The 23,246-nt window shown below is 71.5% G+C and carries 22 protein-coding genes; 12 read left to right on the forward strand and 10 right to left on the reverse strand.

Going from position 1 to position 23,246, the window contains the following annotated elements; translation table 11 throughout:
* Positions 1 to 66: 66 nt before the first annotated feature.
* From OHA72_RS32150 to OHA72_RS32180, 7 genes are all read left to right on the forward strand, one after another.
* Positions 67 to 1,098, forward strand: a complete 1,032-nt coding sequence (locus OHA72_RS32150) for a LacI family DNA-binding transcriptional regulator (RefSeq protein ID WP_326999775.1) — start codon at positions 67 to 69, stop codon at positions 1,096 to 1,098.
* Positions 1,099 to 1,212: 114 nt separating this feature from the next.
* A complete protein-coding gene (locus OHA72_RS32155) occupies positions 1,213 to 2,886 on the forward strand; it encodes an ABC transporter substrate-binding protein (RefSeq protein WP_326999776.1) in 1,674 nt (557 codons plus the stop codon).
* A gap of 93 nt (positions 2,887 to 2,979) precedes the next feature.
* Positions 2,980 to 4,113, forward strand: coding sequence for an ABC transporter ATP-binding protein (locus tag OHA72_RS32160; protein WP_326999777.1), 1,134 nt, complete (start codon positions 2,980 to 2,982; stop codon positions 4,111 to 4,113).
* On the forward strand, positions 4,110 to 5,090 hold the full coding sequence (locus OHA72_RS32165; RefSeq protein WP_326999778.1) for an ABC transporter permease: 981 nt from the start codon (positions 4,110 to 4,112) through the stop codon (positions 5,088 to 5,090). Before OHA72_RS32160 ends, OHA72_RS32165 begins: the two co-directional genes overlap by 4 nt.
* Position 5,091: 1 nt before the next feature.
* Complete coding sequence (locus tag OHA72_RS32170) at positions 5,092 to 6,219, forward strand: ABC transporter permease (protein WP_326999779.1); 1,128 nt, start codon at positions 5,092 to 5,094, stop codon at positions 6,217 to 6,219.
* On the forward strand, positions 6,216 to 7,229 hold the full coding sequence (locus OHA72_RS32175) for an ABC transporter ATP-binding protein (protein WP_442788365.1): 1,014 nt from the start codon (positions 6,216 to 6,218) through the stop codon (positions 7,227 to 7,229). Before OHA72_RS32170 ends, OHA72_RS32175 begins: the two co-directional genes overlap by 4 nt.
* Before the next feature lie 45 nt (positions 7,230 to 7,274).
* Entirely contained in the window at positions 7,275 to 8,672 is a 1,398-nt protein-coding gene (locus OHA72_RS32180; RefSeq protein ID WP_326999780.1) for a GH1 family beta-glucosidase, read from the forward strand.
* 83 nt (positions 8,673 to 8,755) lie between these two features.
* Here OHA72_RS32180 and dinB read toward each other — a convergent pair whose 3' ends face one another.
* The 3 genes from dinB to OHA72_RS32195 form a co-directional block, all read right to left on the reverse strand.
* Positions 8,756 to 9,946, reverse strand: a complete 1,191-nt coding sequence (dinB, locus tag OHA72_RS32185) for a DNA polymerase IV (protein WP_326999781.1) — start codon at positions 9,944 to 9,946, stop codon at positions 8,756 to 8,758.
* A 114-nt stretch (positions 9,947 to 10,060) separates the two neighbouring features.
* Positions 10,061 to 11,491 (reverse strand): ATP-binding protein, encoded by a 1,431-nt coding sequence (locus OHA72_RS32190; protein WP_326999782.1) that lies wholly within the window; start codon positions 11,489 to 11,491, stop codon positions 10,061 to 10,063.
* 85 nt (positions 11,492 to 11,576) lie between these two features.
* Positions 11,577 to 13,229: an NAD(P)/FAD-dependent oxidoreductase gene (locus OHA72_RS32195; RefSeq protein WP_326999783.1), complete on the reverse strand. Its 1,653-nt coding sequence runs from the start codon at positions 13,227 to 13,229 to the stop codon at positions 11,577 to 11,579.
* A 93-nt stretch (positions 13,230 to 13,322) separates the two neighbouring features.
* On the opposite strand from OHA72_RS32195, the gene OHA72_RS32200 reads away from it, so the two are divergent.
* The 3 genes from OHA72_RS32200 to OHA72_RS32210 all read left to right on the forward strand — a co-directional run bounded on the left by OHA72_RS32200 (position 13,323) and on the right by OHA72_RS32210 (position 16,345).
* Positions 13,323 to 13,613, forward strand: a complete 291-nt coding sequence (locus OHA72_RS32200; protein WP_326999784.1) for a UBP-type zinc finger domain-containing protein — start codon at positions 13,323 to 13,325, stop codon at positions 13,611 to 13,613.
* Positions 13,614 to 13,677: 64 nt separating this feature from the next.
* On the forward strand, positions 13,678 to 15,366 hold the full coding sequence (locus OHA72_RS32205; protein WP_326999785.1) for a condensation domain-containing protein: 1,689 nt from the start codon (positions 13,678 to 13,680) through the stop codon (positions 15,364 to 15,366).
* A 115-nt stretch (positions 15,367 to 15,481) separates the two neighbouring features.
* Positions 15,482 to 16,345, forward strand: coding sequence for a maleylpyruvate isomerase N-terminal domain-containing protein (locus OHA72_RS32210; protein ID WP_326999786.1), 864 nt, complete (start codon positions 15,482 to 15,484; stop codon positions 16,343 to 16,345).
* Between the two features lie 35 nt (positions 16,346 to 16,380).
* Here OHA72_RS32210 and OHA72_RS32215 read toward each other — a convergent pair whose 3' ends face one another.
* Positions 16,381 to 17,253, reverse strand: a complete 873-nt coding sequence (locus OHA72_RS32215) for an NAD(+)/NADH kinase (RefSeq protein ID WP_326999787.1) — start codon at positions 17,251 to 17,253, stop codon at positions 16,381 to 16,383.
* Positions 17,254 to 17,271: 18 nt separating this feature from the next.
* A complete protein-coding gene (locus tag OHA72_RS32220) occupies positions 17,272 to 17,850 on the reverse strand; it encodes a DUF1275 family protein (protein WP_326999788.1) in 579 nt (192 codons plus the stop codon).
* A gap of 140 nt (positions 17,851 to 17,990) precedes the next feature.
* Here OHA72_RS32220 and OHA72_RS32225 point away from each other — a divergent pair, with 140 nt between their 5' ends.
* Positions 17,991 to 18,461 carry an ATP-binding protein gene (locus tag OHA72_RS32225; protein ID WP_326999789.1) on the forward strand — a complete coding sequence of 157 codons (471 nt, stop codon included), beginning with the start codon at positions 17,991 to 17,993 and terminating at the stop codon, positions 18,459 to 18,461.
* 140 nt (positions 18,462 to 18,601) lie between these two features.
* On the opposite strand, the gene OHA72_RS32230 is transcribed toward OHA72_RS32225, so the two are convergent.
* The 4 genes from OHA72_RS32230 to OHA72_RS32245 form a co-directional block, all read right to left on the reverse strand.
* Complete coding sequence (locus OHA72_RS32230) at positions 18,602 to 19,786, reverse strand: MFS transporter (protein ID WP_326999790.1); 1,185 nt, start codon at positions 19,784 to 19,786, stop codon at positions 18,602 to 18,604.
* Positions 19,787 to 19,889: 103 nt separating this feature from the next.
* Positions 19,890 to 20,651: a class I SAM-dependent methyltransferase gene (locus tag OHA72_RS32235; protein WP_326999791.1), complete on the reverse strand. Its 762-nt coding sequence runs from the start codon at positions 20,649 to 20,651 to the stop codon at positions 19,890 to 19,892.
* Positions 20,648 to 21,061, reverse strand: a complete 414-nt coding sequence (locus tag OHA72_RS32240) for a VOC family protein (protein WP_326999792.1) — start codon at positions 21,059 to 21,061, stop codon at positions 20,648 to 20,650. The genes OHA72_RS32235 and OHA72_RS32240 overlap by 4 nt, the downstream gene beginning before the upstream one ends.
* A gap of 5 nt (positions 21,062 to 21,066) precedes the next feature.
* Entirely contained in the window at positions 21,067 to 21,516 is a 450-nt protein-coding gene (locus tag OHA72_RS32245; RefSeq protein WP_326999793.1) for a helix-turn-helix transcriptional regulator, read from the reverse strand.
* 146 nt (positions 21,517 to 21,662) lie between these two features.
* Between OHA72_RS32245 and OHA72_RS32250 the strand changes: the two genes are divergently transcribed.
* On the forward strand, positions 21,663 to 21,833 hold the full coding sequence (locus OHA72_RS32250; RefSeq protein WP_326999794.1) for a hypothetical protein: 171 nt from the start codon (positions 21,663 to 21,665) through the stop codon (positions 21,831 to 21,833).
* 26 nt (positions 21,834 to 21,859) lie between these two features.
* On the opposite strand, the gene OHA72_RS32255 is transcribed toward OHA72_RS32250, so the two are convergent.
* On the reverse strand, positions 21,860 to 23,209 hold the full coding sequence (locus OHA72_RS32255; RefSeq protein WP_326999795.1) for an aldehyde dehydrogenase family protein: 1,350 nt from the start codon (positions 23,207 to 23,209) through the stop codon (positions 21,860 to 21,862).
* Between the last annotated feature and the right edge of the window lie 37 nt (positions 23,210 to 23,246).

Consider the following 23,246-nt stretch of genomic DNA (forward strand, 5'->3'; position numbering starts at 1 on the left):
GGTTGCGGAACCGGTTCCAGAAAACGCTCTCTTGCCAGAAAGCGCTCTCACAGAGAGGATCGCGACGTGCCGATCACCATCGCCGATGTCGCGTCCCGTGCCGGGGTCAGCAAGACCACCGTCTCGCGGGTGCTCAACGGCAAAGGAGAGGTCGACGAGTCGACCGCGGCACGGGTGCGGAGGGTCATCGACGAGCTGGGCTACACGCCCAGCGCGCGGGCGGTCAACCTCGCCCGTGGGCACACCCGGGTCATCGGGATGCTGGTGCCGTCGCTGATCTGGCCGTGGATGGGCGAGATCGTGCAGGGAGCGGTTGATGTCGTCGAGGCGGAGGGCTACGGGTTGCTGCTGTTCACGTGCAACCGTGGCGCCGAGTCGATGCGGCAGTTCTCCGCGCAGGTCTCCGGCAAGGCCTTCGACGGCCTGCTGGCGATCGAGCCGGAGGGCACCCTGGACTACCTCGCCGACCTGTACGCCGGCGGCCTGCCGGTGGTGCTCATCGACGACCGCGGCGACAAGCCGCTCATGCCGTCGGTCGGGACCACCAACCGGGCCGGCGGGGCACTGGCGGCGCGGCACCTCGTCGAGATCGGCCGGCGGCACCCCTTGGTGATCACCGGCCCGGAGAAGTTCGGCTGCACACAGGACCGGCTCCGAGGCTTCGCGGACGTCTTCGATGCCGCCGGCACCCCGGTCGATCCCCGTTATGTGATGGAGGGCGACTTCACGTACGACTGCGGCGCCCAGGCGATCCAGCGCGCGCTGGGTCTGGGCCTCGAGTTCGACGCCGTCTTCGCCCACAACGACCTGTCCGCCGCCGGTGCCCTCCAGGCGCTGCGTCACGCGGGCCGCACGGTGCCCGGAGATGTCGCCCTCGTGGGCTTCGACGACATCCTCCACGCCGCGCACACCGAGCCCCCACTCACGACCATCCGCCAGCCGATGCGGCAGATGGGCGAGATGGCGGCCCGGCGGCTCATCGCACACTTCGACGGCACGCCGTTGACGAGTGAGCCCAACATCCTGTCCACCACGCTCGTCGTGCGGTCCTCGACCGCGCCGGCGCAGCCCGAGCGCACCACCGGTCACCACCTGTAGCACCAGCGCCACCGACACCGCACCAAAGGGCGGGACCTGCCGCAAGAAGGCCCCGTCGTCATACCCCGAATGCCCGCCCCACCTGTCGATCCAGGTACGTAAGGAGACACCCCCGTGCATACCAGACGCTCCGTTGTGCTCGGCCTCGCTGGGTTGCTCGCCACCGGCGCCCTCGCCGCGTGCGGCGAATCGCCGAACGAGAAGGCCAAGTCGGAGGGCCCGACGATCCTCAACGTCGGCATGCCGAACGGCCCGCAGACCGAGAACCAGAACCCGTTCCTCAGCACCTCGGCCTCGTCGAAGTCCGGCTACAAGTGGGCGCTGTACGAGCCGCTGATGATGTGGAACCCGGTCAAGCCGGCCGACCCGATGAAGCCGTGGCTCGCCACCAAGGCCGAGTGGTCCAAGGACTACACGTCGGTCAAGGTCAGCATCCGTGACAACGCGGAGTGGACCGACGGCCAGAAGGTCACCGCCGACGACGTCGCGTTCACCTACAAGCTGGTCCGCGACAACGACGCGCTCAACACCGGTGGTCTGACGATCAGCGACGCGACGGTCAGCGGCTCGGACGTGACGATCACGTTCAAGAACCCGCAGTTCGTCAGCCAGCACAAGGCCATCGCCCAGGTGCCGATCGTTCCCAAGCACATCTGGGAGAAGGTGTCGGACCCGAAGACCGAGCTCGCGAAGGACCCGATCGGTTCGGGCCCCTACAAGCTCAAGTCGTTCACCCCGCAGACCGCCACGCTGACGGTCAAGGACAAGGGCTACTGGCAGACGCTGCCGGCGGTCAAGGAGCTGCGGTACACCTCCTACACCGACAACAACGCGCAGACCACCGCGCTTGCCAACGGTGAGTCGGAGTGGAGCTTCGTCTTCATCCCCAACGTGAAGACGGTCTTCATCGACAAGGACGCCGCGCACCACAAGATCTGGGCGCCGCCGGTCCTGGGCATCCACGGCCTGTACATCAACACCACCAAGGCGCCGTTCGACGACAAGAACCTGCGCGTGGCCATGAGCATGGTCATCGACCGTGACGACATCTTCAACACGGCCGAGGCCGGCTACTTCCACCCGCTGGTCAAGAGCGTGACCGGTCTGCCCAGCCCCGCCGGCGACGCGTTCCTCGCGCCGGAGTTCAGGGGCAAGGACTACAAGATCGACATCGAGGGCGCCAAGGCGCTGCTGACCGGTGCCGGCTACAAGTACGAGGGCACCACCCTGAAGGACAAGACCGGCAAGGCTGTCACGCTCACGCTGACCGACCCCGCCGGCTGGTCGGACTACCAGACCTCGCTCGAGATCGTGAAGTCCAACCTCGCGAAGATCGGCATCGAGGCCACGGTCGAGAAGGCCAACCAGGACGCGTGGTTCAAGAACGTCGAGGCCGGTCAGTTCGACGCGGGCTTCCGGTGGACCAACGGCGGCAACACGCCGTACGACATCTACCAGACGATCATGGACGGCGACCTGCTCAAGCCGATCGGCACCCCCAGCCCCGCCGGTAACTTCGGGCGCTTCAACAACCCCGAGGCCACCAAGGCGCTGCGTGACTACCAGTCGGCGACCGACGACGCGGTCCGCGTCACGGCGATGAACACCCTGCAGAAGATCTTCGTGGAGCAGATGCCGATGATCCCCGTCGGCGCCGACAATGTCGGTGGGGCCTACTCCACGAAGCAGTGGACCGGCTGGCCGGACGACGCCAACCCCTACGGCGCCGCCCAGCCCACCCAGGCCAACGCGCTCGACGTGATCCTGCACCTCAAGCCGGCCTCCTGACCGGTCGCAAGTGACACCGCTCCCCGGGTGGCCCGCGAGGGTCACCCGGGGAGCGGCACCCCGTGACCCACACCCCAAGACAGGAACATCGGCATGACGTTGAGCGAAAGCACGACGGCGCCGGTCGGCGAGGTGGTGCTGGAGGCCGTCGGCCTGACCAAGCATTTCCCCGTCCGCAGGCGGCTGAGTGATCTTTTCTCCGGCACCAAGGCAGCCGTCCACGCGGTGGACGACGTCAACCTCACTCTGCGACGGGGCAGAGTCACGGCACTGGTCGGCGAGTCCGGCTCCGGCAAGTCCACGGTCGCCCGCCTGCTCGCGCAGCTCTACCCGCGCACCGGCGGCGACATCCTGCTGCACGGCACGTCGACCAAGGTGCATGGCGGACGCCGGTTCCGCACCTACGTCAAGCGGGTGCAGCTCATCTTCCAGGACCCGTTCGGTTCGCTCAACCCGGTCCACACGGTGCGCTACCACCTGACCCGCTCGCTGCGCATCCACGGCAACGCGGGCAAGACCCCTGCCGACCTCGAGGCGGCCCTGGCCAACCTGCTCAACCGGGTCAGCCTCACCCCGCCCGAGCGCTACGTGGACAAGTTCCCGCACGAGCTGTCCGGCGGCCAGCGCCAGCGCGTCGCCATCGCCCGGGCGCTGGGCGCCGACCCGGAGGCCCTGCTCGCCGACGAGCCGGTCTCCATGCTCGACGTGTCGATCCGTCTGGGCATCCTGAACCTGCTGCGGGATCTCAAGGAGCGGCTCAACCTCGCCATCCTGTACATCACGCACGACATCGCCTCGGCGCGCTACTTCGCCGACGAGACCATGGTCATGTACGCCGGCCGCATGGTCGAGGGCGGCGACAGCGAGACCGTCACGCAGAACCCCGCGCACCCCTACACGCGGCTGCTGATCGAGTCCGCACCCGACCCGGACCGCATCGAGGGCATCGCCGACCCGACCCGCCTGGACCGCGGCAACGGCGAGCCGCCGAGCCTGATCCGGCCGCCGGCCGGCTGCCGGTTCAACCCGCGCTGTCCGCACGTCATGCCCCGCTGCAAGGTCGACCTGCCGCCCCGGCTGGAGATCGGCGACCGCGACGGGCACTGGGCGGCCTGCTGGCTGTACGACGCGGAGACCGTCACCAAAGAAGGCATCGGCTCCGCCGCCGAGGGCGTTTCCGCCATTCCCACCCCGCCGGCCCTGACGCTGACGGAGGAGGCACGATGAAGTTCCTGCTGCAACGCTTCGCCTTCTACACCTTCACGCTGTGGGCGGCGATCACCCTCAACTTCTTCATCCCGCGGGTCATGCCCGGCGACCCGGTCAGCTCGCTGATCTCCAAGAACCAGGGCCGGCTGTCCAGCGACGCGATCCACTCCCTCACGGTGCTGTTCGGTCTGGACAAGGACCAGAGCCTGTGGGACCAGTACATCAACTACTGGAAGCAGCTGCTGCACGGCGACCTCGGCCTGTCCTTCACGTTCTTCCCGACCTCGGTGTCGGAGGTGATCAGCCAGAGCCTGCCGTGGACGGTCGGCCTGGTGGGCATCACCACGATCCTCAGCTTCCTCATCGGCACCGCGCTCGGCGTCGGCGCCGGATGGAAGCGCGGCTCCTGGATCGACAGCCTGCTGCCGGCCACCACGTTCCTGTCCTCGGTGCCCTACTTCTGGCTCGGCCTCGTCGCGATCGCGGTGCTGGCCGGACCGGGCAGCTGGTTCCCGTCCTCCGGCGGCTTCACCCCCGGCCTGGTGCCGGCCTGGGACCAGTACTTCATCGGCAGCGCGATCAACCACAGCCTCCTGCCGGCGGCGACGATCCTCATCTCCTCGATGAGCGGCTGGGTGCTCGGCATGCGCAACATGATGGTCACCGTCGCCTCGGAGGACTACGTCACCGTCGCGCACGCCAAGGGCCTGTCCGACAAGCGGGTCGCCTTCAGCTACGCGGCCCGCAACGCGCTGCTGCCCAACGTGTCCGGGTTCGCACTGTCGCTGGGCTTCATCGTCGGCGGCACCCTGCTGGTGGAGATCGTGTTCTCCTACCCGGGCGTGGGCTACCAGCTCTTCCAGGGCGTCCAGGCGTACGACTACCCGCTGATGCAGGGCATCTTCCTGGTCATCACGATCTCGGTGCTGGTGGCCAACCTGCTGGCCGACGTGGCCTACCTGCTGCTCGACCCGCGCACCCGAAAGAGTGGTTGAGATGACCGTCACCCCCTCCAGCATCGAGCAGGTGATCCCCGGCCAGGGCTCGATGGCGCAGCCGAGCGTAAAGCCGGCGTCAAAGGCGAAGCGCAAGCGGTTTCGGTTCGTCGCCAACGGCAAGGCCGCGACCGGCCTCATCGTCCTGGGCATCTACGTGCTGATCGCCATCATCGGCCCGTGGATCTCCCCGTACGACCCGGACCTGATCACCGCGGACAAGCTGCAGTCGCCGTCGGGCTCCCACTGGTTCGGCACGGACCACCTCGGCAAGGACATCTTCAGCCAGATCCTCGTCGGTGCCCGCGGCGTCGTGCTGGTCGGCTTCATCGCCGGCATCGTCGCCACGATCCTGTCCGTGCTCATCGGCGTCACCTCCGGCTACCTGGGCGGCGCCGCCGACGAGAGCCTGTCGGCGGTGTCCAACGTCTTCCTGGTCATCCCGGCGCTGCCGCTGATCATCATCGTCACCTCGACGATCACCAACGCCGGCGACCTCGTCGTCGCGCTGGTCATCGGGTGTACGTCGTGGGCGTACGGCGCCCGGGTCCTGAGAGCCCAGACACTCTCGCTGCGACGGCGCGACTACGTCGAGGCGGCCAGGGCGACCGGCGAGCAGACCTGGCGGATCGTGCTGTTCGAGATCCTGCCGAACCTGACCGCGATCATCGCGTCCAGCTTCGTCGGCACCGTCATCTTCGCCGTGCTGTCCGAGATCACGCTCGCCTTCATCGGCATCTCGTCGGTCTCCACCTGGAACTGGGGCACGATCCTGTTCTGGGCGCAGGGCCAGCAGGCCCTCGCGCAGGGCGCCTGGTGGTGGTTCGTGCCGGCCGGTCTGGCCATCGCGTTCCTCGGCACCGCGCTGAGCCTGATCAACTTCGGCATCGACGAGTTCGTCAGCCCCCGGCTGCGCACCGCCGGCGCCGGCTCGCGGCGGGCCCCCAACGGCGACAAGGTCCCCATGCGGGTCGGGTTCACCCCCGTCATCCGCGGCCGCGTCGAGACCACCCCCGAGATCGAGATCAAGCACCCGTCCGGGAGCAACGGCCGCGCCGGCAGCGCCGGCGACGCCGACTACGTCGCGACCGAGGGTCACAGCACCGGCACCGATGGAGCGAAGCGATGACCCAAGTCCTGACCCGGCCGCTGCTGGAGATCAAGAACCTCGACGTCGACTACGGTCTCGGCGAGGAGTCGGTCCAGGCCGTCCGCGACGTGAGCCTCACCATCCACCGCGGCGAGGTCGTCGGCCTCGCCGGGGAGAGCGGCAGCGGCAAGTCGACCCTCGCCTACGGCGTCACCCGGCTGCTCCCGCCGCCCGGCGTCGTGTCCAACGGCTCGGTCGTCTACCACCCGCCGACCGGCGAGCCGTACGACGTGCTCAACCTCTCCCACAACGAGCTGCGCAAGTACCGGTGGGCGGAGACCTCGATCGTGTTCCAGGGCGCGATGAACTCGCTCAACCCGGTGCACAAGGTCTCCGTCCAGCTCATGGACGCCATCAGGGCGCACGAGCCCACCTCCACGAAGGCCAGCCGGCTGGCACGGGCCAAGGAGCTGCTGCGCCTCGTCGGCATCGCCGAGGACCGGCTCGAGGCGTACCCGCACCAGCTGTCCGGCGGCATGCGCCAGCGCGTCATGATCGGCATGGCGCTCGCGCTGGAGCCGCAGCTGGTCATCATGGACGAGCCGACGACAGCCCTGGACGTGGTCATGCAGCGGCAGATCCTCGGCCAGCTCGTCGAGCTGCGCGAGCGGCTGGGCTTCTCGGTCCTGTTCATCACGCACGACCTGTCCCTGCTGGTCGAGTTCTCCGACCGGATCGCGATCATGTACGGCGGGCGGATCGTGGAGGAGGCCCCCTCCTCGGCGATCTACCGCGACCCGAAGCACCCCTACAGCGAGGGTCTGCTGCGGTCGTTCCCGGCGCTGCGCGGCGCCCGCCGGGAGCTGACCGGCATCCCCGGCTCGCCGCCCGACCTGCGCGGCATGCCGACCGGCTGCTCGTTCCACCCGCGCTGCCCGAAGGCGTTCGAGCCGTGCGCGACCGACCTGCCGATCCTGGGCAAGCCCGACGATCACGTCGGTGAGCCCCGCACCGTTGCCTGCTGGCTGCATCCGGTCACCGCCGGTTGAGCCAGCCCATGGCACAACGTCCCAGTAACTGAAAACAGGAGAACCATGGACACGACCGCGACACCCCTCGATGTGCAGAATCCGATCGCCACACTCCCGCCTTCCTTCCGTTGGGGAGTGGCGACCTCGGCCTACCAGATCGAGGGCGCGGTCGACGAGGACGGGCGGACCCGGTCCATCTGGGACACGTTCTGCGAGGTGCCCGACGCGATCGACAAGGGCGACACCGGCGAGATCGCGTGCGACCACTACCACCGCATGCCGCAGGACGTCGCGCTGATCCGTGACCTCGGTGTCGACCTGTACCGCTTCTCCGTGGCGTGGCCGCGGGTCCAACCCCGCGGCCGCGGCCCGGTGAACCCGGCCGGACTCGGCTTCTACGACCGGCTCACCGACGAGCTGCTGGCCAACGGCGTCGAGCCGTGGATCACCCTGTACCACTGGGACCTGCCGCAGGAGCTGGAGGACGCCGGCGGCTGGCCGGCCCGCGACACCGCCTACCGCTTCGCGGACTACAGCATGCTCGTCTTCGACGCCCTCAAGGACCGCGTCAAGACCTGGACGACGCTCAACGAGCCGTGGTGCTCGGCGATGCTCGGCTACGCCTACGGCGTGCACGCCCCGGGCCGGCGCGACTTCGCCGCCAGCATGCACGCGGTGCACCACCTCCTGCTCGGTCACGGCCTCGCGACCCAGCGCATGAAGGAGGCCGCCGGCGAGCAGCACGAGTTCGGCATCACGCTCAACATGGGCGTCAGCACCCCCGAGACCGACAGCGCCGCCGACCGCGACGCGGCCCGCCGCAGCGACGCGCTCAGCACCCGCATCTACCTGGACCCGCTGGTGCACGGCCGGTACCCGGCGGACCTGGTGGCCGACCTCGCCGCGCAGGGCATCGAGCTGCCCGTCCAGGACGGCGACCTCGAGGTCATCAAGACCCCCATCGACGTCCTCGGCGTCAACTACTACTTCAGCGAGACCGTCTCCGGCGTCGACGAGGACGGCAACACCCACGACGCCACCGGCCTGCCCGTCAGCCGCCCCATCCCGACCGGCCGCCCGATCACCGCGATGGGCTGGGAGATCGTCCCCGAGGGCTTCACCCAGCTGCTCGTGCGCCTCTGGGAGGACTACCGGCTGCCGATCTTCGTCACCGAGAACGGCTCCGCTTTCCACGACGAGCCCGACGAGACCGGCTTCGTGCGCGACGACGACCGGGTCGCCTACTTCGACTCCCACATCGGCGCGGTCGCCCTGGCCCGCCAGCAGGGCGCCGACATCCGCGGCTACTTCGCGTGGTCGCTCATGGACAACTTCGAGTGGGCCTACGGCTACGACAAGCGCTTCGGCATCGTCTACGTCGACTACGACACGCAGGAGCGCACCCCGAAGCAGTCCGCCCTCTGGTACCGCGACACCATCCGCACGCTGCGCAGTTCCTAGCTCCGGGGCCGGCGCCTGCGGTTTCGTGGGGGGTCCCACCCCACACCCCCCATGCGACGCTCCGCATCGCACTCAAGCCTTTCTCAGTCCGGCAGCAGGGGAGTTGTGGGCCCCTGCTGCCGGCCCAGCAGCGACGCCCGGGTGAGCGCCGCCGAGCCGAACCGGTCCCGGACCTGATCCATCGCCGCATCCAGCTCGCCACCGGTGTGCGCCCGCAGCGGCAGCTCGAGTTGCACGGCGCCGTCGCCGTCGAGGTTGGCCACGGCGATGCCGATGAGCGTCAGCCCTCGCGTCGCGATGAGATCCCCTGATTGCCGGTGCAGCCGGTGTACCGCGTCGAGAATCGTCGTGGTGTGCCACGTCTCCTTCGCCAGGGTGTGCGAGCGGGTGACCTTCGTGAAGTCGGCGAACCGCAGCCGCAGCACCACCGTGCGGCCGCCCCGATCGGCGGAGCGCAACCGGCGGCAGACCCGGTCGACCAGCTCCGCCAGGACCGCCTCGACGAACGCCGGCGGGTGCGGCCCGCGCCCCAGGGCCCGCTGCGCACCCATCGACCGGCGCCGCCGCCCGACCTGCACCGGCCGCGGATCCCGGTTGTGCGCCAGCGCGTGCAGGTGCCGCCCGGAGCCCTCGCCGAGCATCGAGACCAGAGTCGCCTCGCCGAGCCGGGCGACCTGACCGACGGTCGTCACCCGGTGCGCGTGCAGCTTGCCCGCGGTGACCACGCCGACGCCCCAGAGCCGCTCGACCGGCAGCGCGTGCAGGAACGTCAGCTCGTCGGCGGGCTCCACAACCAGCAGCCCGTCGGGTTTGGCGACCCCGCTGGCCACCTTCGCCAGGAACTTCGTCCTCGCCACACCGACCGTGATCGGCAGCCCGACCGTGCGCAGCACCTCGGCCCGCAGCCGCTCGGCGATCCGCCGCGGCGTCCCGGCGATCCGCCACAGCCCCCGCACGTCCAGGAACGCCTCGTCGATCGAGATCCCCTCCACGACCGGCGTCGTGTCCCGGAACACCTCGAACACCTTCCTGCTGGCCTCCGAGTACGCCCGCATCCGCGGCGGCACCACGATCGCGTCCGGGCACAGCTGCCGCGCCTGCCGCCCGCCCATCGCGGTGCGCACCCCGCGCCGCTTCGCCTCGTAGCTGCACGCGAGCACGACCCCGCCACCGACGATCACCGGCCTGCCCCGCAGGCGCGGATCGTCGCGCTGCTCCACCGACGCGTAGAACGCGTCGAGGTCAGCGTGCAGGATCGAGGCCACCTCCGACACGAACACATGTTCGCATGGGCCGCCCTTGCCTGGGCAAGCGTCGCCGCCGTCCGGTCAGCGCGGTGGCCGCCACGACGAACAGCTCCGTTCGCCGCAGGGTGCGCACAGCACGGCTCAGGCGGTCGGCGCCGCCTCGGTCAGGGGGAGCAGGACCAGGAAGCGGGTGTCGCCGGGGGCGGAGGTGACCCGGATGTCGCCGTGGTGCTTCTTCACCACGATGCGGTACGAGATGTCCAGGCCGAGGCCCGTGCCCTCGCCGACCGGCTTGGTGGTGAAGAACGGCTCGAAGATGCGGGGGCGGACCTCCGGCGGGATGCCGGAGCCGGTGTCGGCGAACTCGACCGCCAGGCAGTCGCCGTCGCGGGACGTGGTGATCGTCAGCGTGCCCGAGCCGTGCATGGCGGCGACCGCGTTGTCGATGAGGTTGGTCCACACCTGGTTGAGCTCGGCGGCGTACGCGGGGATCGGCGGCAGGTCGCGGTCGTAGTTGGTGACGACCCGGACGCCCTGCTTGGAGATCTTGGCGTTGAGCATGATGAGGGTGGCGTCGAGCAGATCGTGGACGTTGACGACCTGGAACGGGCCGCGGTCCAGCTGTGAGTACTGCTTCGCGGCGTTGACCAGGCCGGAGATGCGGGTCACGGCGTCGTCGATCTCGCCCATGAGCAGCTCGGTCTCGATCGTGTACACCAGCCAGCGCACCGCGGGCTCCAGGTCGAGCTTGCCGACGCAGAGCTTGACGTCGTCGAGCCACGCCACGTCCACGCCGCCGGCGACCAGGGTCGGGGCGAGGTCCCAGGCGCCGTTGACGCCGCGCTCGTCGAGCCAGTCGCCGATGGCGTCCTCGGCGTCGCTGGCCTCCAGCGCGGACCGCTTCGGCGCGTTCGCCGCCAGCTTGACCGCGCGCTCCTGCAGCTCCACCAGGCCGTGCAGCTGCTGGCCGTCGAGGCGGCCGTCAGCGATCATCGCGAGCTTGTGGCGCATGCCGGCGACGCGGTCGCGCAGCACGGCCGTCGCCCGCACCGCCGCCGCGGCCGGGTTGTTGAGCTCGTGCGTCAGGCCCGCCGACAGCGCACCCAGCGCCAGGAGACGCTCGCGCTCGGCGGCGGCGTTGTTGTTGTTGCGCATGCCGAAGAACAGGCCTTCGAGCAGGTGCATCGCCATCGGGAACCACTCGCGCATCGCGGCGCCCAGTTCGACGCCGGGCAGCTCGTACACCTCGGTGTCGGTGATCGCGTGCATGGTGTTGTTGTAGAGCTGCGGCACGCGGTCGCCGAGATACGCCTGGGTGGCGCCGCCGTAGACGCCGACCTGGTCGGTGCGGTTGAGCTCGATGTCGTCGCCGCGGACGTTACGGCTGAGACTCACCATGCCGTTGAGCAGCACGACGAAACAGGTGGCGGCCTCGCCTTCGCGGTACACCACGTCGCCGCCGCCATACCGCACCGCGACACCGCGCTCGGCGAGCCAGGCCAGCTGGTCATCGTCGAGGGCCTCGAACAGGAACAACTTGCGCAGCTCAGCGACTTCGAGCTTCCGGCTCACCCCGTCACCTCCGCTGCGCTCCGGCGCCGGCCTGAGCTCCCACTGCGCTCATGATGAGCGGCCCCTCCGCTTCGCTCCGGACCGCTCATTGACCCTCCACCAGGTACCGGTGCACCAGCGACACCGCCATGGCGCCCTCGCCGACGGCGGAGGCCACCCTCTTCACCGAGTCTGCGCGCACATCACCCGCGGCGAACACTCCGGGGACGCTGGACTCCAGGTGATAGGGGTCACGGCCGAGCGCGGCGTGGCCGTCGCTGGCCTCCACGTCCAGGCCGGTCAGCACGAAACCGCGGGTGTCGCGCTGCACCACCCCGTCGAGCCAGTCGGTGCGCGGCTCCGCGCCGATGAAGATGAACAGCCACGAGCTGTCCACGGTCCGCTCGGCGCCGCCGTCCACGGAGCGCAGCGTCAGCCGCTCCAGGTGCTGATCGCCGTCCGCGCCGATGATCTCGGTGCACGGGTGGACCTCGATGCTCGGCACCGCGGCGATCTGCTCGATGAGGTACCGCGACATCGACGCGTCCAGGTTGGGCGCCCGGATGACCAGGTGCACCCGCCGCGCGTAGCGGCTGAAGAACATCGCCGCCTGCCCCGCCGAGTTCGCCCCGCCGACGATGTAGACGTCCTGATCCGAGCAGCTCGGCGCCTCCGTGGACGCGGATCCGTAGTACACCCCGCGACCGTGGAACTGCTCCAGGCCCGGGGCTCCGAGGCGCCGGTAGGAGACCCCGGTCGCCAGGATCACGCTGTGCGCCGCGATCGTCGTGCCGTCCTCGAAGTGCAGCACGCGGGCCGAACCCTGCACGGCGAGCCGGGTGACCCGGCACGCGGTGAGCAGCTCCGCGCCGAACTTGACCGCCTGGCGCCGGGCCCGGTCGGTCAGCTGCGCGCCGGAGACGCCGTCGGGGAAGCCGAGATAGTTCTCGATCCGGCTGCTCTGCCCCGCCTGGCCGCCGGTCGCCCGCTCCTCGAGCAGCACCGTGCGCAGGCCCTCGGAGGCGCCGTACACCGCCGCGCCGAGCCCCGCGGGTCCGCCGCCGACGACGACGAGGTCGTAGAAGTCCGACGCCGGGGTGGTCGTCAGGCCGACCTGCACCGCCAGCTCGGACTCGCTCGGCGCGACCATCGTCTTGCCCTCGGGGGTCACGACCAGCGGCACGTCCGCGTCGGTGAGCCCGGCGGCGGTCAGCAGGCGCTGGCCCTCGGCGTCCTCCGTGGTGAACCAGCGGTAGGAGACCATGTTGCGGGCGAGGAAGTCACGCACCTTGAACGACGGCGCCGACCACCGGTGCCCCACGATCTTCACGTCGGCGATGGGCCGGTCGGGCGCGGCCTTCCACGCATCGAGCATGGAGTCCATCACCGGGTACAGCTTCTCCTCCGGCGGATGCCACGGCTTGAGCAGGTAGTGGTCCAGGTCGACGACGTTGATCGCCTGGATCGCGGCGTCGGTGTCGGCGTACGCGGTCAGCAGCACGCGCCGGGCACGGGGGAACAGGTCCATCGCGTGCTCGAGGAACTCCAGGCCGGTCATGTTGGGCATGCGGTAGTCGGCGAGCAGCACCGCGATCTGCTCGCCGCGCAGCTTCAGCTCCTTGAGCGCGTCCAGGGCCTCCTGGCCCGAGTCGGCGCGGATGATGCGGTATTCCTCGGCATACTGCTTGCGGAGGTCACGGGCGACCGCCCGGGACACCGCGGGATCGTCGTCCACGGTCAAGATCGCTGGCTTGGCCATGGCCCCAATCCAACCACGCGATTCCGCGTTCAACGAATACTGCCCGGTGCGGGTGAGTCTGCTTACGGCCGTTCAACGGATACGGTGTGCTCCGTGAGCAACCCGTGTGAGCACCTCGACCTCATCAACGACGTCCAGCCCAGCGCGGACGGCTGCGAGGACTGCCTCGCCGTCGGCGGCCGCTGGGTGCACCTGCGGCTCTGCCTGACCTGCGGTCACGTCGGCTGCTGCGACTCCTCGCCGGCCAAGCACGCCACCGCGCACTACCACAGCGGCGGCCACCCGCTGGTCCAGTCGTTCGAGCCGGGCGAGGAGTGGGTGTGGTGCTACGCCGACGACGCGCTGCTCAAGGTCGCCGGCCTGCCGGAGCGCTCCCACCCGTGACGCTCGCCTTTACATAGACGATCGGCTCCTTCCGGTAGTTTCTTCGCGGCCTAAAGTAAGCCCTATGATGGTGACGTTCGAGGGCGGCGGGGCCGGTTCCGGCCCGCTGTCATGGGGGCAGCTGGACATCTGGGTCAAGATGAGCGCCCTCGGTCAGTCACTGGCGATGGGCGGCGTCCGGCCGCTGCCGGACGGCGCCGGCGTCGAGGACGTCGCCGACGAGCTGCGGTATCTCATGAGCCGCTACGAGAGCATGCGCACCCGCCTCGTGCCGTCCGTTGACGGCCCACCCCTGCAGGTCGTGCACGGCCATGGCGAGATCGACCTCGAGATCGTCGACGTGGCCATCGGCGATCTTGATGCCGGTGCGGGGGAGTGCGGCCCGGCGGAGGTCGCGGCGCAGGTCGAGGCCCGGTATCTGGCGGTCCCCTTCGATCACGTCGACGAGTGGCCGGTCCGCATGGCCGCCGTCAGGGCCGGCGGCGTGTGCCGGTACGCGGTCCTCGTCATGTCGCACCTGGTGCTCGACGGCGCCGGCGCGGTGCTGATGATGGCCGAGACCGACGCCCGCACCGCCGCCCCGGTCCAGGGCCACCCCGCCCTCGAACAGGCCCGCCGCCAGGCCCTGCCCGCCGGCGTACGCCAGAACGCGGCCGCGCTGCGACACTGGGACACCCACCTGCGCGCCATCCCCGACCCGCGCGTCCCCCCGTCCCGCGACGTGCGCAGCCCGCGACACTGGACCGGCGTCCTGCACTCCACAACGCTGCCCGCGGCGCTGCGCGTCGCGGCCCTGCGTGCCGGGTCCGAGGTCGCGGCCCTGCGTGCCGGGTCCGAGCCGGCGCCGGCCCTGCTCGCCGCGTTCGCCGTCGCCTTCGCCCAGGTCACCGGCGTCACGGTCGTGCCGTTGCGCCTCGTGTCCAGCAACCGCTTCCGGGCCGGGTTCGCCGACGTCGTCTGCCCCGTCTCACAGGCCGGCCTGTGCGTCGTCGACACCGCCGGCGACTTCACCGCGGTCGTGCGGCGCACTCAGGGCGCCGCACTCGCCGCGTACAAGCACGCCTACTACAACCGCCTCGACCTCGACGCGGTGATCGCCGCCGTGGTCGCCGACCGTGGCCCGCAGTTCGACCTGGACGTCAGCATCAACGACCGCCGCCTCGGCGGCGCGCTGCAGGACGTGCCGCGCCCGGAGCGGACCGAGTTCGCCTGGGTCGGCTCCCAGGACGAGCCCTCGTCGGCGCTGTTCCTCAACGTCGACGGCTCCGACGAGGCGATGGCGATCACCATGTACATCGACAGCCACTTCCTCGCCCCGGCCGACGGCGAGGCCCTCCTGTGGGCGATGGAGGCAATCGCCGTCACCGCGGCCGCCGCCGCTGATGACGCTGCCGCCACCGTCACCGCTGCCGATGGTGCCACCGCCACCGCCACCGCTGCCGATGGTGCCACCGCCACCGTCATCGCCACTGCTGCCAGTGACGCGCCCGTGGCCGGTGACGCTGCGGCCGGTGACGCTGCCGCACCTGGCCACGCTGCCGTCGCCGATGACGCCGCTGCGGCCGGTGACGTCGCCGTGGCCGGTGACCTGGCTGCGGACGCACGCATCACTGCAACCTCAGGCGTCCCCGCAACCGCAGATGTCCCCGCAACCGCAGGTGTCGCCGGGGCGGGCGCGGGTGTTGCGGCCGGGGATGTGGGCGAGGCGGCGGCGGATGTCGAGGAACGGGTCGTGGCTCCGACTGGCTCGTGACGGCATCTCTGGTCCGGAGGTCGTGCCGTCGGACCGCTGTACAGCACCTTACATCATGCCCGGAAATTGATCATTGATGTAGTAGCTGTACGACTACTCTGTGAGAAGAGGCGTCATGGGTTTTGAGCTTCATCGTACCTGGATCGTGGCACAGACCGAGTTGCTCGTGGCCGGGCTGAGCGGCGGCGTGGATCTGCGGGCGCCCGTTCCTTCCTGTCCCGGCTGGACGCTCGGAGCGCTGCTGCGGCACATCGGTGGCGGGCATCGCTGGGCGGCGGAGATCGTCCGGAGCAGGGCGACCGCGTTCCTGCCCGACGGCATCGTCCGCGACGTTGCCGGCGACGACACCGCAGCGGTGCCGGCGGCGTGGCTCCTCGAGGGCGCGCACGAGCTGGCTGGCGCTCTCGGTGACGCAGGTCCCGACGCACCCGTGTGGACTCCGTTCGACGCGGGCGGCATGCCGTTCTGGGCGCGCCGGTTCGCGCACGAGACGCTCATGCACCGCGCCGACGCGACCCTCGCGGCCGGTACGCCGTTCGAGCCGGCCACGGACGTCGCCGTGGATGCCCTGGATGAGTGGATGGAGCTGGACGCGCACCCGATCCACTTCGACCTCGACCCCGCGAAGAAGGCCATCCTCGGCCCGGGCCGGACCATCGCACTGCGGCCGGCCGACCTGCCGACGGGCCCGGACAAGGGGACAGGCCCGGACAAGGGGACGGGCCCGGACAAGGGGACAGGCCCGGACAAGGGGGCAGGCCCGGACAAGGGGACAGGCCCGGACAAGGGCTGGTTCGTCGACCTGACCGGCGACGTCAACACCTGGCGCCGCGGGGCAGGGCCGGCCGCGGTCACCGTCCACGCCCCGCTTCGGGACCTGTTGCTCATGGTGTACCGCCGCCGCACCCCCGACGACCTGTCCGTGACCGGCGACGAGGGGCTGCTCCACCACTGGCTGGGTCACGTGGCGTTCGGCTGACCCAGCCGGTCCGCGAGAAGCGCAGCGAAGGCGGTTCAGGCCGGCTCCTCCACCTCAAGACTGCCGTTGACCTGCAGCTTGCGGCGGGCCCGCTCGTAGAAGGTGGTGTAGCCCAGGCGCACCACCTTCGCCGCGGCGGGTGCCGCGGAGACGGTCAGCATGTCGCCGGGCTTCAGCTCCGCGCCCAGGACGCCGTCGATCTCCATGACCAGGCGGCCGCTGGACGGCAGGAGCTCCAGGTCGAGGTCCTCGTCGGGGGACAGGAGCAGTGCGCGGTTGAACGCCGAGTGCGCCGCCGCCGGGACGACCAGGATGCCCTCGATGTTCGGTGAGACGATCGGGCCGCCGGCGGAGAAGCTGTACGCCGTCGAGCCCGTCGGCGTGGCCACGATGAGGGCGTCGGCGGAGTAGCGCACGAACGGGTATCCCTGCATGGAGATGCCGATCGCGGCGAGGCCCTGGCCGGGCACCCGGACCAGGGCGATGTCGTTGAACGCGGTCACGTCGGTGCCGTCGGGCAGCCGGGTGCGGATCGCCATGCGCGGTTCCACGGTGTACCGGTGTGCGTCGATCGCGCTCAACGCCGCCGGGAGCTCCTCGACGGCCACCTCGGCGAGGAACCCGAGGCGGCCGAGGTTGACGCCGAGCACGGGGGTCGGCTTGCCCGCCAGCAGGCGCATGCTGCGCAGCATGGTGCCGTCGCCGCCGAGGCTCACCACGAGCGAGGCGCGGCTCACCAGCTCGTCGGCGTTGACCGCGACGGCGGTGCAGTCGATGCGGTCGACCTCCTCGGGCATGCCGAGGACCGTCACGTCGCGGGTTCTCGCCCAGTCGATGATGGCGTCGATCGCCGGTTTCGAGTCGCGACGGGGATGCAGGACCAGTCCGACCGTGTGCACCATGCCCATGGCGCAACTGTACGACCGTCACAGGTGGGCCGGTTCGCGGTGCCGGGACGGGGGTGCGGGGACCGCCTGCGGGCGCAGTGATCCCACCACGAGGGCGATGGCGACCAGCAGGACCGCCGGTAGCGGGCCGGCCCACGGCACCCGCTCCAGCAGCAGCCCCGCGCCGACCGCGCCGACCGGGATGCAGGCCAGCGGCAGCAGGTGGCTGGTGGTCCAGCCCGCCTCCACGGGGTCGCGGACGGCGGCGTGCTGCAGGCCCGTCGCGATGGCGGCGAGGGCGAGCAGCGGCAGCTGGGTGATGCCGCGCGGGTCGTGCTGCGCCACCATCCACCCGCCGCACAGCGTGCACAGCGCGAGCAGGGCGCCGACCAGGCAGCGGCTCGGGGCGACCCGCCGGGCGAGCAGCGTGGTGCCGCCGTACACCGCGACGGACAGCGCGGCCCGCAGCGCCGTCTCCGGCAGCCGCTGCACCGCCGAGACACCCAGGACGACCAGGTTGCCGGCCACGACGCTGCCGAACACGCCACCGAGGAACAGCAGGCAGATGCCGTCGACGTACCCGGCCGCGAGGGCCAGCAACCACTGTGTTCGTCGCATCCGCGACCCGTTCCCAGATCCGCGCGACCCACCCTCACCCGCACCGGGTGAGCATGTTTGCCGTGTGACAAACATGAAACAGGTGGTGCTGAGGGTACGGTCGCTGAGGACGGCGACATCGGAGAGGGGGCGACGACACGGTGTCGATCGCGTTGCGGCTCGCACTGCATCTCCCGCGGGACGCGGCGACGGTGCCGATGGCGAGGCGACTGCTGGACCAGGCGCTGCGGACGCTCGGCGTGGAGCCCGGCTGCCGCGACGACATCGGCCTGATCCTCACCGAGGCCTGCGCCAACGTCATCGAGCACGCCCGCGACATCGACGACTACGAGATCAGCATCGACGTCAGCGACGTGCGTTGCGTGATCCACGTCGTCAACGACGGCTCGGTGATCGACCCCGGCCGCCTGGTCCTGGCGACCGAGATGAGCGACCGTGAGCTCGCCGAGCTGGACTTCTCGGTGCTCGACGAGCACGGCCGGGGACTGCACATCATCCGGGCGCTCGCGGATGAGCTGTACCTCATCCCGGCCCAGGCCGGCGGTCTGGTCCTGCAGGCCGTGACCACGCTGCGTTGGACCACCGACGCCGAGGTCTGGCAACGCCGCTGACCCGGGACGGCGCAACGCCGCCGCGCCTCTGGATGCGCAAAGCAGCCCTGACGGCGCCGGCATGTGCAAAAGCGCCGGCGTGTGCAATGCAGCCCCGGCGGCGCCGGCGTGTGCAAAAGCGGCCTGACGGCGCCGGCGTGTCAGGTGGTGGGCAGTGGCGTGGCGGCGGCCAGGGTGACCGCCCGCCGGCTCAGCAGCGTGATCACCGCGGCGACCACCGCACCCCCGAGCGCGACGGCGACCGCCGCCCGCGCCGACGCCCCGTCGACCGCCGCGCCAGCCACGGCGCTGCCCAGCGCCGTCCCCGCCGCCGTCGCCGTGCCCGTCCACATCCGCGCCTCGGTGCCCGTCCCGGCGGGTGCGGCCCGGTCGGTGAGCTCGTACGCGATCGCGTTCAACGGCGCCAGCGGCGTCCCCGCCAGCACGAACAGCGCCGCCAGCCACCACAGCCCGGCCGGCAGCAGCAGCGGCGCGAGCGCCGCGCACATCCCCGCCGACAGCAGCCCGAACGCCGCGGGTGACAGGTGCGGCGTGAGGCTGCCCAGGAGGCTGCCGGCCGCGAACCCGCCGAGGAGCACCCCGGCGAACCCGGCCCTCCCGCCGGCGGTGGCGTACGCGGCCGCCGCGACCTGCAACGCCCCGATCGCGACCCCGAGCGCCGTGCGCGACCCGACCAGCGACACGATGGTCGGTGAGCGCAGCGGCCCGAGCACGCCGCGGGCCGCCCTGGCCGGGGGACGCCACGCCCTGGCCGGTGGCAGCAGCGCGAACGCGGTGGTGGCCACGACCGCGAGCCCGGCCGTGACGACCAGCCCGAGCGCGGGCCGACCGACCGCGACGACGGCGCCGGCGACCACCGGCCCGGCGATGAACCCGACCTCGAGCAGGGCGCTTTCCAGCCGGTACGACGCGCGCAGCTGCGGCCCCTCGCCCAGCAGCGTGATCCAGATGCCGCGCATGCAGGCCGCGACCGGCGGCCGGGCCGCGCCCGCGACGGCCGCGAGCGCGACGAGTACCCCGAGCGGCGCCGACGGCCGCAGCGCCACGCCGAGCAGCGCCCCGCCGTGCACGGCGGCCGTGGCGAGCAGCACCGGTGTCTGGCCGATGCGGTCGACGAGGCGTCCGATCAGGGGCGCGCCGGCACCGGTACCGACGGCGAAAACGCCTGCCACGACCCCTGCCGCGCCGAACGACCCGCGCTCGTGCTGCACCAGCAGCACCATGGCGACGGCGACCGCCCCCGCGGACAGCCGGGTCAGCAGGTTCGTGACGGCGAGGGCCTTCGCGAACGGCCGCCCCAGCACCGACGCCCAGAGTCTCAGCACCCGGCAGTTGTACGTGAACCCGCCCGCCGCCCGCACCGCATTTCCGCCGGGGGAGCACGGGCGCCACGGCGGTCCGGCAGACCCAGGCCCGCTACCGAGCCCGCTACGGAGCCCGCTGTTGAGGTCGCTCCTGCGGCGTGGTCCGTGCCGTGACGGCGAGGTTCCACGGCACCACCCGGCCGTCGCCGGGCCCGGCCAGCCATGGTCGCAGGCCGGTGTCCAGCTCGACCAGCGACGTCAGGCGCAGCGTCGGCTGGGCGAGGAACGCGCCGAGGAACGTCTCGAGGGTCAGGCTGCGCGACCCGACCCGGCTGCGCACCGGGAAGCGGCCGCTCGGGTCGTGATGCAGGCGTTCGTCGCCGTATCCGGGCGCCAGCCGCAGCTCGCGGTCGCCGGTCTCGCCCTGCCGGTCGAGGAACGGGCCGACGTACGCCGGGTGCAGCCCGAGGTACACCAGCCGCCCGCCCGGGCGCAGGACCCGCGCGGCCTCGCCGACGACGCGGGGGAAGTCGTCGACGTCGGTGTGGATGAACGTCATCACCACGGCGGGCACCGAGGCGTCCGCCAGTGGCAACCGTCCCGCGTCGGCGCGGACCACCCGCGGGTTGCGGGTCGCGGCGACCCGCAACTGGTCCGCGGACAGGTCGACGCCGACGACCGTGTGGCCGAGGCCCTCGACGGCCGCGAAGTGCAGCCCGGTGCCGCAGCCGATGTCGAGGCAGACCGGGTCGCCGCGGTCCGCCGGCCCGAGCAGCCGGGCCAGCACCCCCGCCGATCCGTCCTCGTCGCTGTAGCGGCGGAACGTCGCGTCGTACCAGTCGGCGTGACCGTCGTACCGGGCGTCTGGGCTGGCGTCTGGGCTCACGGCACCTGTTGGATGCGGATGAGGTTGCCGGCGGGGTCGCGGATGGCGCAGTCGCGCACGCCGTAGGGCTGGTCGGTGGGCTCCTGGACGATCTCGGCGGCCCCGGCCTGCAGCTTCCCGAAGAGGGCGTCGAGGTCGGCGGTGGCCAGGTTGACGCCGGCGTAGGTGCCCTTGGCCATCATTTCGGTGATGGTGCGGCACTCGTCGTCGGTCCGGCCGCCGCCGGGGATCGCGACGGGCTCCAGGACCAGTGACGTGCCGGCCTGGCCGGCGGGGCCGACGGTGATCCAGCGCAGGCCGTCGTAGCCGACGTCGTTGCGGACCTCGAAGCCCAGGACGTCGCGGTAGAAGGCGAGGGACGCGTCGGGGTCGGTGTGCGGCAGGAATGCGGAGTGGATGGAGATGTCCATGCCGGTCACGCTACGGACGGCTGGGCGGCGGGGGCTTCTCGATTCCTGACCGGTCTGGTCACCTGTTTGGCGACGCACGGCGGCATCCCGGCCGTCGCGCCGGCCGCGCGGGCCCGGTAGGTGCTGGGCGGCACGCCGACCAGCTCGGCGAAGCGGGTGCTGAAGGTGCCCAGCGACGAGCAGCCGACGGCGAAGCACACCTCGGTGACGGTGAGGTCGCCGCGGCGCAGCAGCGCCATCGCGCGTTCGATGCGCCGGGTCATCAGGTACGCGTACGGTGACTCGCCGTACGCGGCCCGGAACGCGCGACTGAGGTGCCCGGCGGACATGTGCACGCCCCGGGCGAGCTCCTCGACGTCGAGCGGCTGCGCGTGGTCCCGGTCGATCCGGTCCCGGACCCGGCGCAGCAGGGCCAGGTCACGCAGGTGCTGCGCGGTGGCGGGCCGGCTGGTCATGCCACCGATCGTGCCACACCCGCCGGGGACGGCGGCGGCGCGCGGCCCGGGCGGCGTTCCCGGCGACGTCGGCGAAGTTCGCGCAGCTGCACGAGGCGGAGACGACGGAACAGCCGCCGGGGCCGCTGGCGAAGCTCGGCGACCAGGTGCGCTACTACACGTCGACCGGCGACGGCCCGCGCCACGTGAACGTGATCGCGATCGGCAAGGGCGCGGCGGTGGTCGTGCTCGCGGTGGTGACCGACCTCCAGTTCACCGTCGAGGACCTGAGCAGGCTCGCCGGTGCCGCGCTCAAGCAGGTCGCCCGCATCCACTGAGCCGGGTTCGTCGCCGGGAAGGGCGGCTAGGACAGCCGGACCGTGACGGTCTTCGGGCGCTGGTACTCCGTCAGCGCCAGGACGCTCAGGTCGGTGCCGTGGCCGGAGCCGCGGCGGCCGCCGTGGGGCAGCTCCGCGGTCTGCTCCAGGTGGCAGTTGACCCAGACCTCGCCGCAGTCCAGTTGCCCCGCGACGCGCAGCGACGGGCCGACGGCGGTGCCCCACACGCTCGCGGCGAGGGCCTGCGGCACCGAGTTCGCGAGGGCGACCACGCCGTCGAGGTCGTCGGCGGCCTGCACGGTGAGCGCCGGGCCGAACATCTCCCGGGTCACCGCCGGGTCGTCCGCCGGCAGGTCCGCGAGGATCAGCCCGGGCCGCCAGAACCCGCCGGTCTCGCCGTCGGCGACGGCCACGTCGCCGGTGCGCCGGACGCCGGCGCGGGACTCCGCGACGATCGCGTCGAAGCGGGCGACCTGGTCGGGGTTGTTCAACGGGCCGAAGTCGGGGCCCGCCCGGCGGGCCCGCATCGCGGCGGCCAGCCGTTCCACGGTCTCCTCCAGGTGGGCGCGCACGGTGATGACGCGGGCCGGCGCGGCGCAGCTCTGCCCGGCGTTGTACGTGCACGCACCGACCAGCTGCTCGTAGGTGTCGTCGGGGGCGTCGGGCAGGACGACCGCGGCGCAGTTGCCGCCGAGCTCCAGGCTCACCCGGCGCAGCCCGGCGCGGGCCACGACGTCCAGGCCGCCGGCCTGGCTGCCGGTGAACGCGACCGCGTCGACGTCGGCGGCGACGAGCAGCCGGCCGGTGTCGCGGTCGCCGGGCAGCGCCACGAGGACGCCGGGGCCGAGCGTCTCCGCGGCGTGCCCGGCGAGCAGCACGGCGGTGTCCGGGGTCGTCTGCGCCGGTTTGAGCACGACGGTGTTGCCGGCGGCGAGCGCGGGGCCGAGCCGCCACGCCGCCATCAGCAGCGGATAGTTCCACGGCACGATCGCGGCGACGACCCCGATCGGCTCCCACCGCACCCAGCTCTCCCGGCCCGGCAGCCGGTGCCCCGCCGCCGGGGTCAGGTCGGCGCGGACCGCGCCGGCGTAGAAGCGCAGCACGTCCGCGGACTGCAGGACCTCCGCGCGGGCGTCCACATCGGACTTTCCGGTGCCGGCGACCTCGCGCTGGACGTACACCTCGACCTGCCGCTCGATGAGCGCGACGAGTGCGAGCAGCCGGTGGGAGCGCTCCTTGGCGGTCAGCGCGGCCCAGGCGCGCGACGCGGTGCGGGCCGACGTCACCGCCGCCGCGACCTCGGCGGGGCCGCCGGGCCGCAGCTGGGTGCGGACGTGGCCGGTGCGCGGGTCGGTCAGGTCAAGGTAGGTGCTCATGCCGTCGCCTTCGCTTCGCTGCGGCGCCGGCCTGAGC

Source organism: Dactylosporangium sp. NBC_01737, from assembly GCF_035963215.1.
Lineage (GTDB): Bacteria > Actinomycetota > Actinomycetes > Mycobacteriales > Micromonosporaceae > Dactylosporangium.

What these genes read in the sequence shown, in the direction of transcription:
- OHA72_RS32160 (WP_326999777.1), top strand. Translation starts at nt 2,980, where the DNA reads ATGACGTTGAGCGAAAGCACGACGGCGCCGGTCGGCGAGGTGGTGCTG.
- OHA72_RS32165 (WP_326999778.1), top strand. Translation starts at nt 4,110, where the DNA reads ATGAAGTTCCTGCTGCAACGCTTCGCCTTCTACACCTTCACGCTGTGG.
- OHA72_RS32170 (WP_326999779.1), top strand. Translation starts at nt 5,092, where the DNA reads ATGACCGTCACCCCCTCCAGCATCGAGCAGGTGATCCCCGGCCAGGGC.
- OHA72_RS32175 (WP_442788365.1), top strand. Translation starts at nt 6,216, where the DNA reads ATGACCCAAGTCCTGACCCGGCCGCTGCTGGAGATCAAGAACCTCGAC.
- OHA72_RS32180 (WP_326999780.1), top strand. Translation starts at nt 7,275, where the DNA reads ATGGACACGACCGCGACACCCCTCGATGTGCAGAATCCGATCGCCACA.
- OHA72_RS32195 (WP_326999783.1), bottom strand. Translation starts at nt 13,229, where the DNA reads ATGGCCAAGCCAGCGATCTTGACCGTGGACGACGATCCCGCGGTGTCC.
- OHA72_RS32205 (WP_326999785.1), top strand. Translation starts at nt 13,678, where the DNA reads ATGATGGTGACGTTCGAGGGCGGCGGGGCCGGTTCCGGCCCGCTGTCA.
- OHA72_RS32210 (WP_326999786.1), top strand. Translation starts at nt 15,482, where the DNA reads ATGGGTTTTGAGCTTCATCGTACCTGGATCGTGGCACAGACCGAGTTG.
- OHA72_RS32215 (WP_326999787.1), bottom strand. Translation starts at nt 17,253, where the DNA reads ATGGGCATGGTGCACACGGTCGGACTGGTCCTGCATCCCCGTCGCGAC.
- OHA72_RS32220 (WP_326999788.1), bottom strand. Translation starts at nt 17,850, where the DNA reads ATGCGACGAACACAGTGGTTGCTGGCCCTCGCGGCCGGGTACGTCGAC.
- OHA72_RS32240 (WP_326999792.1), bottom strand. Translation starts at nt 21,061, where the DNA reads ATGGACATCTCCATCCACTCCGCATTCCTGCCGCACACCGACCCCGAC.
- OHA72_RS32245 (WP_326999793.1), bottom strand. Translation starts at nt 21,516, where the DNA reads ATGACCAGCCGGCCCGCCACCGCGCAGCACCTGCGTGACCTGGCCCTG.
- OHA72_RS32255 (WP_326999795.1), bottom strand. Translation starts at nt 23,209, where the DNA reads ATGAGCACCTACCTTGACCTGACCGACCCGCGCACCGGCCACGTCCGC.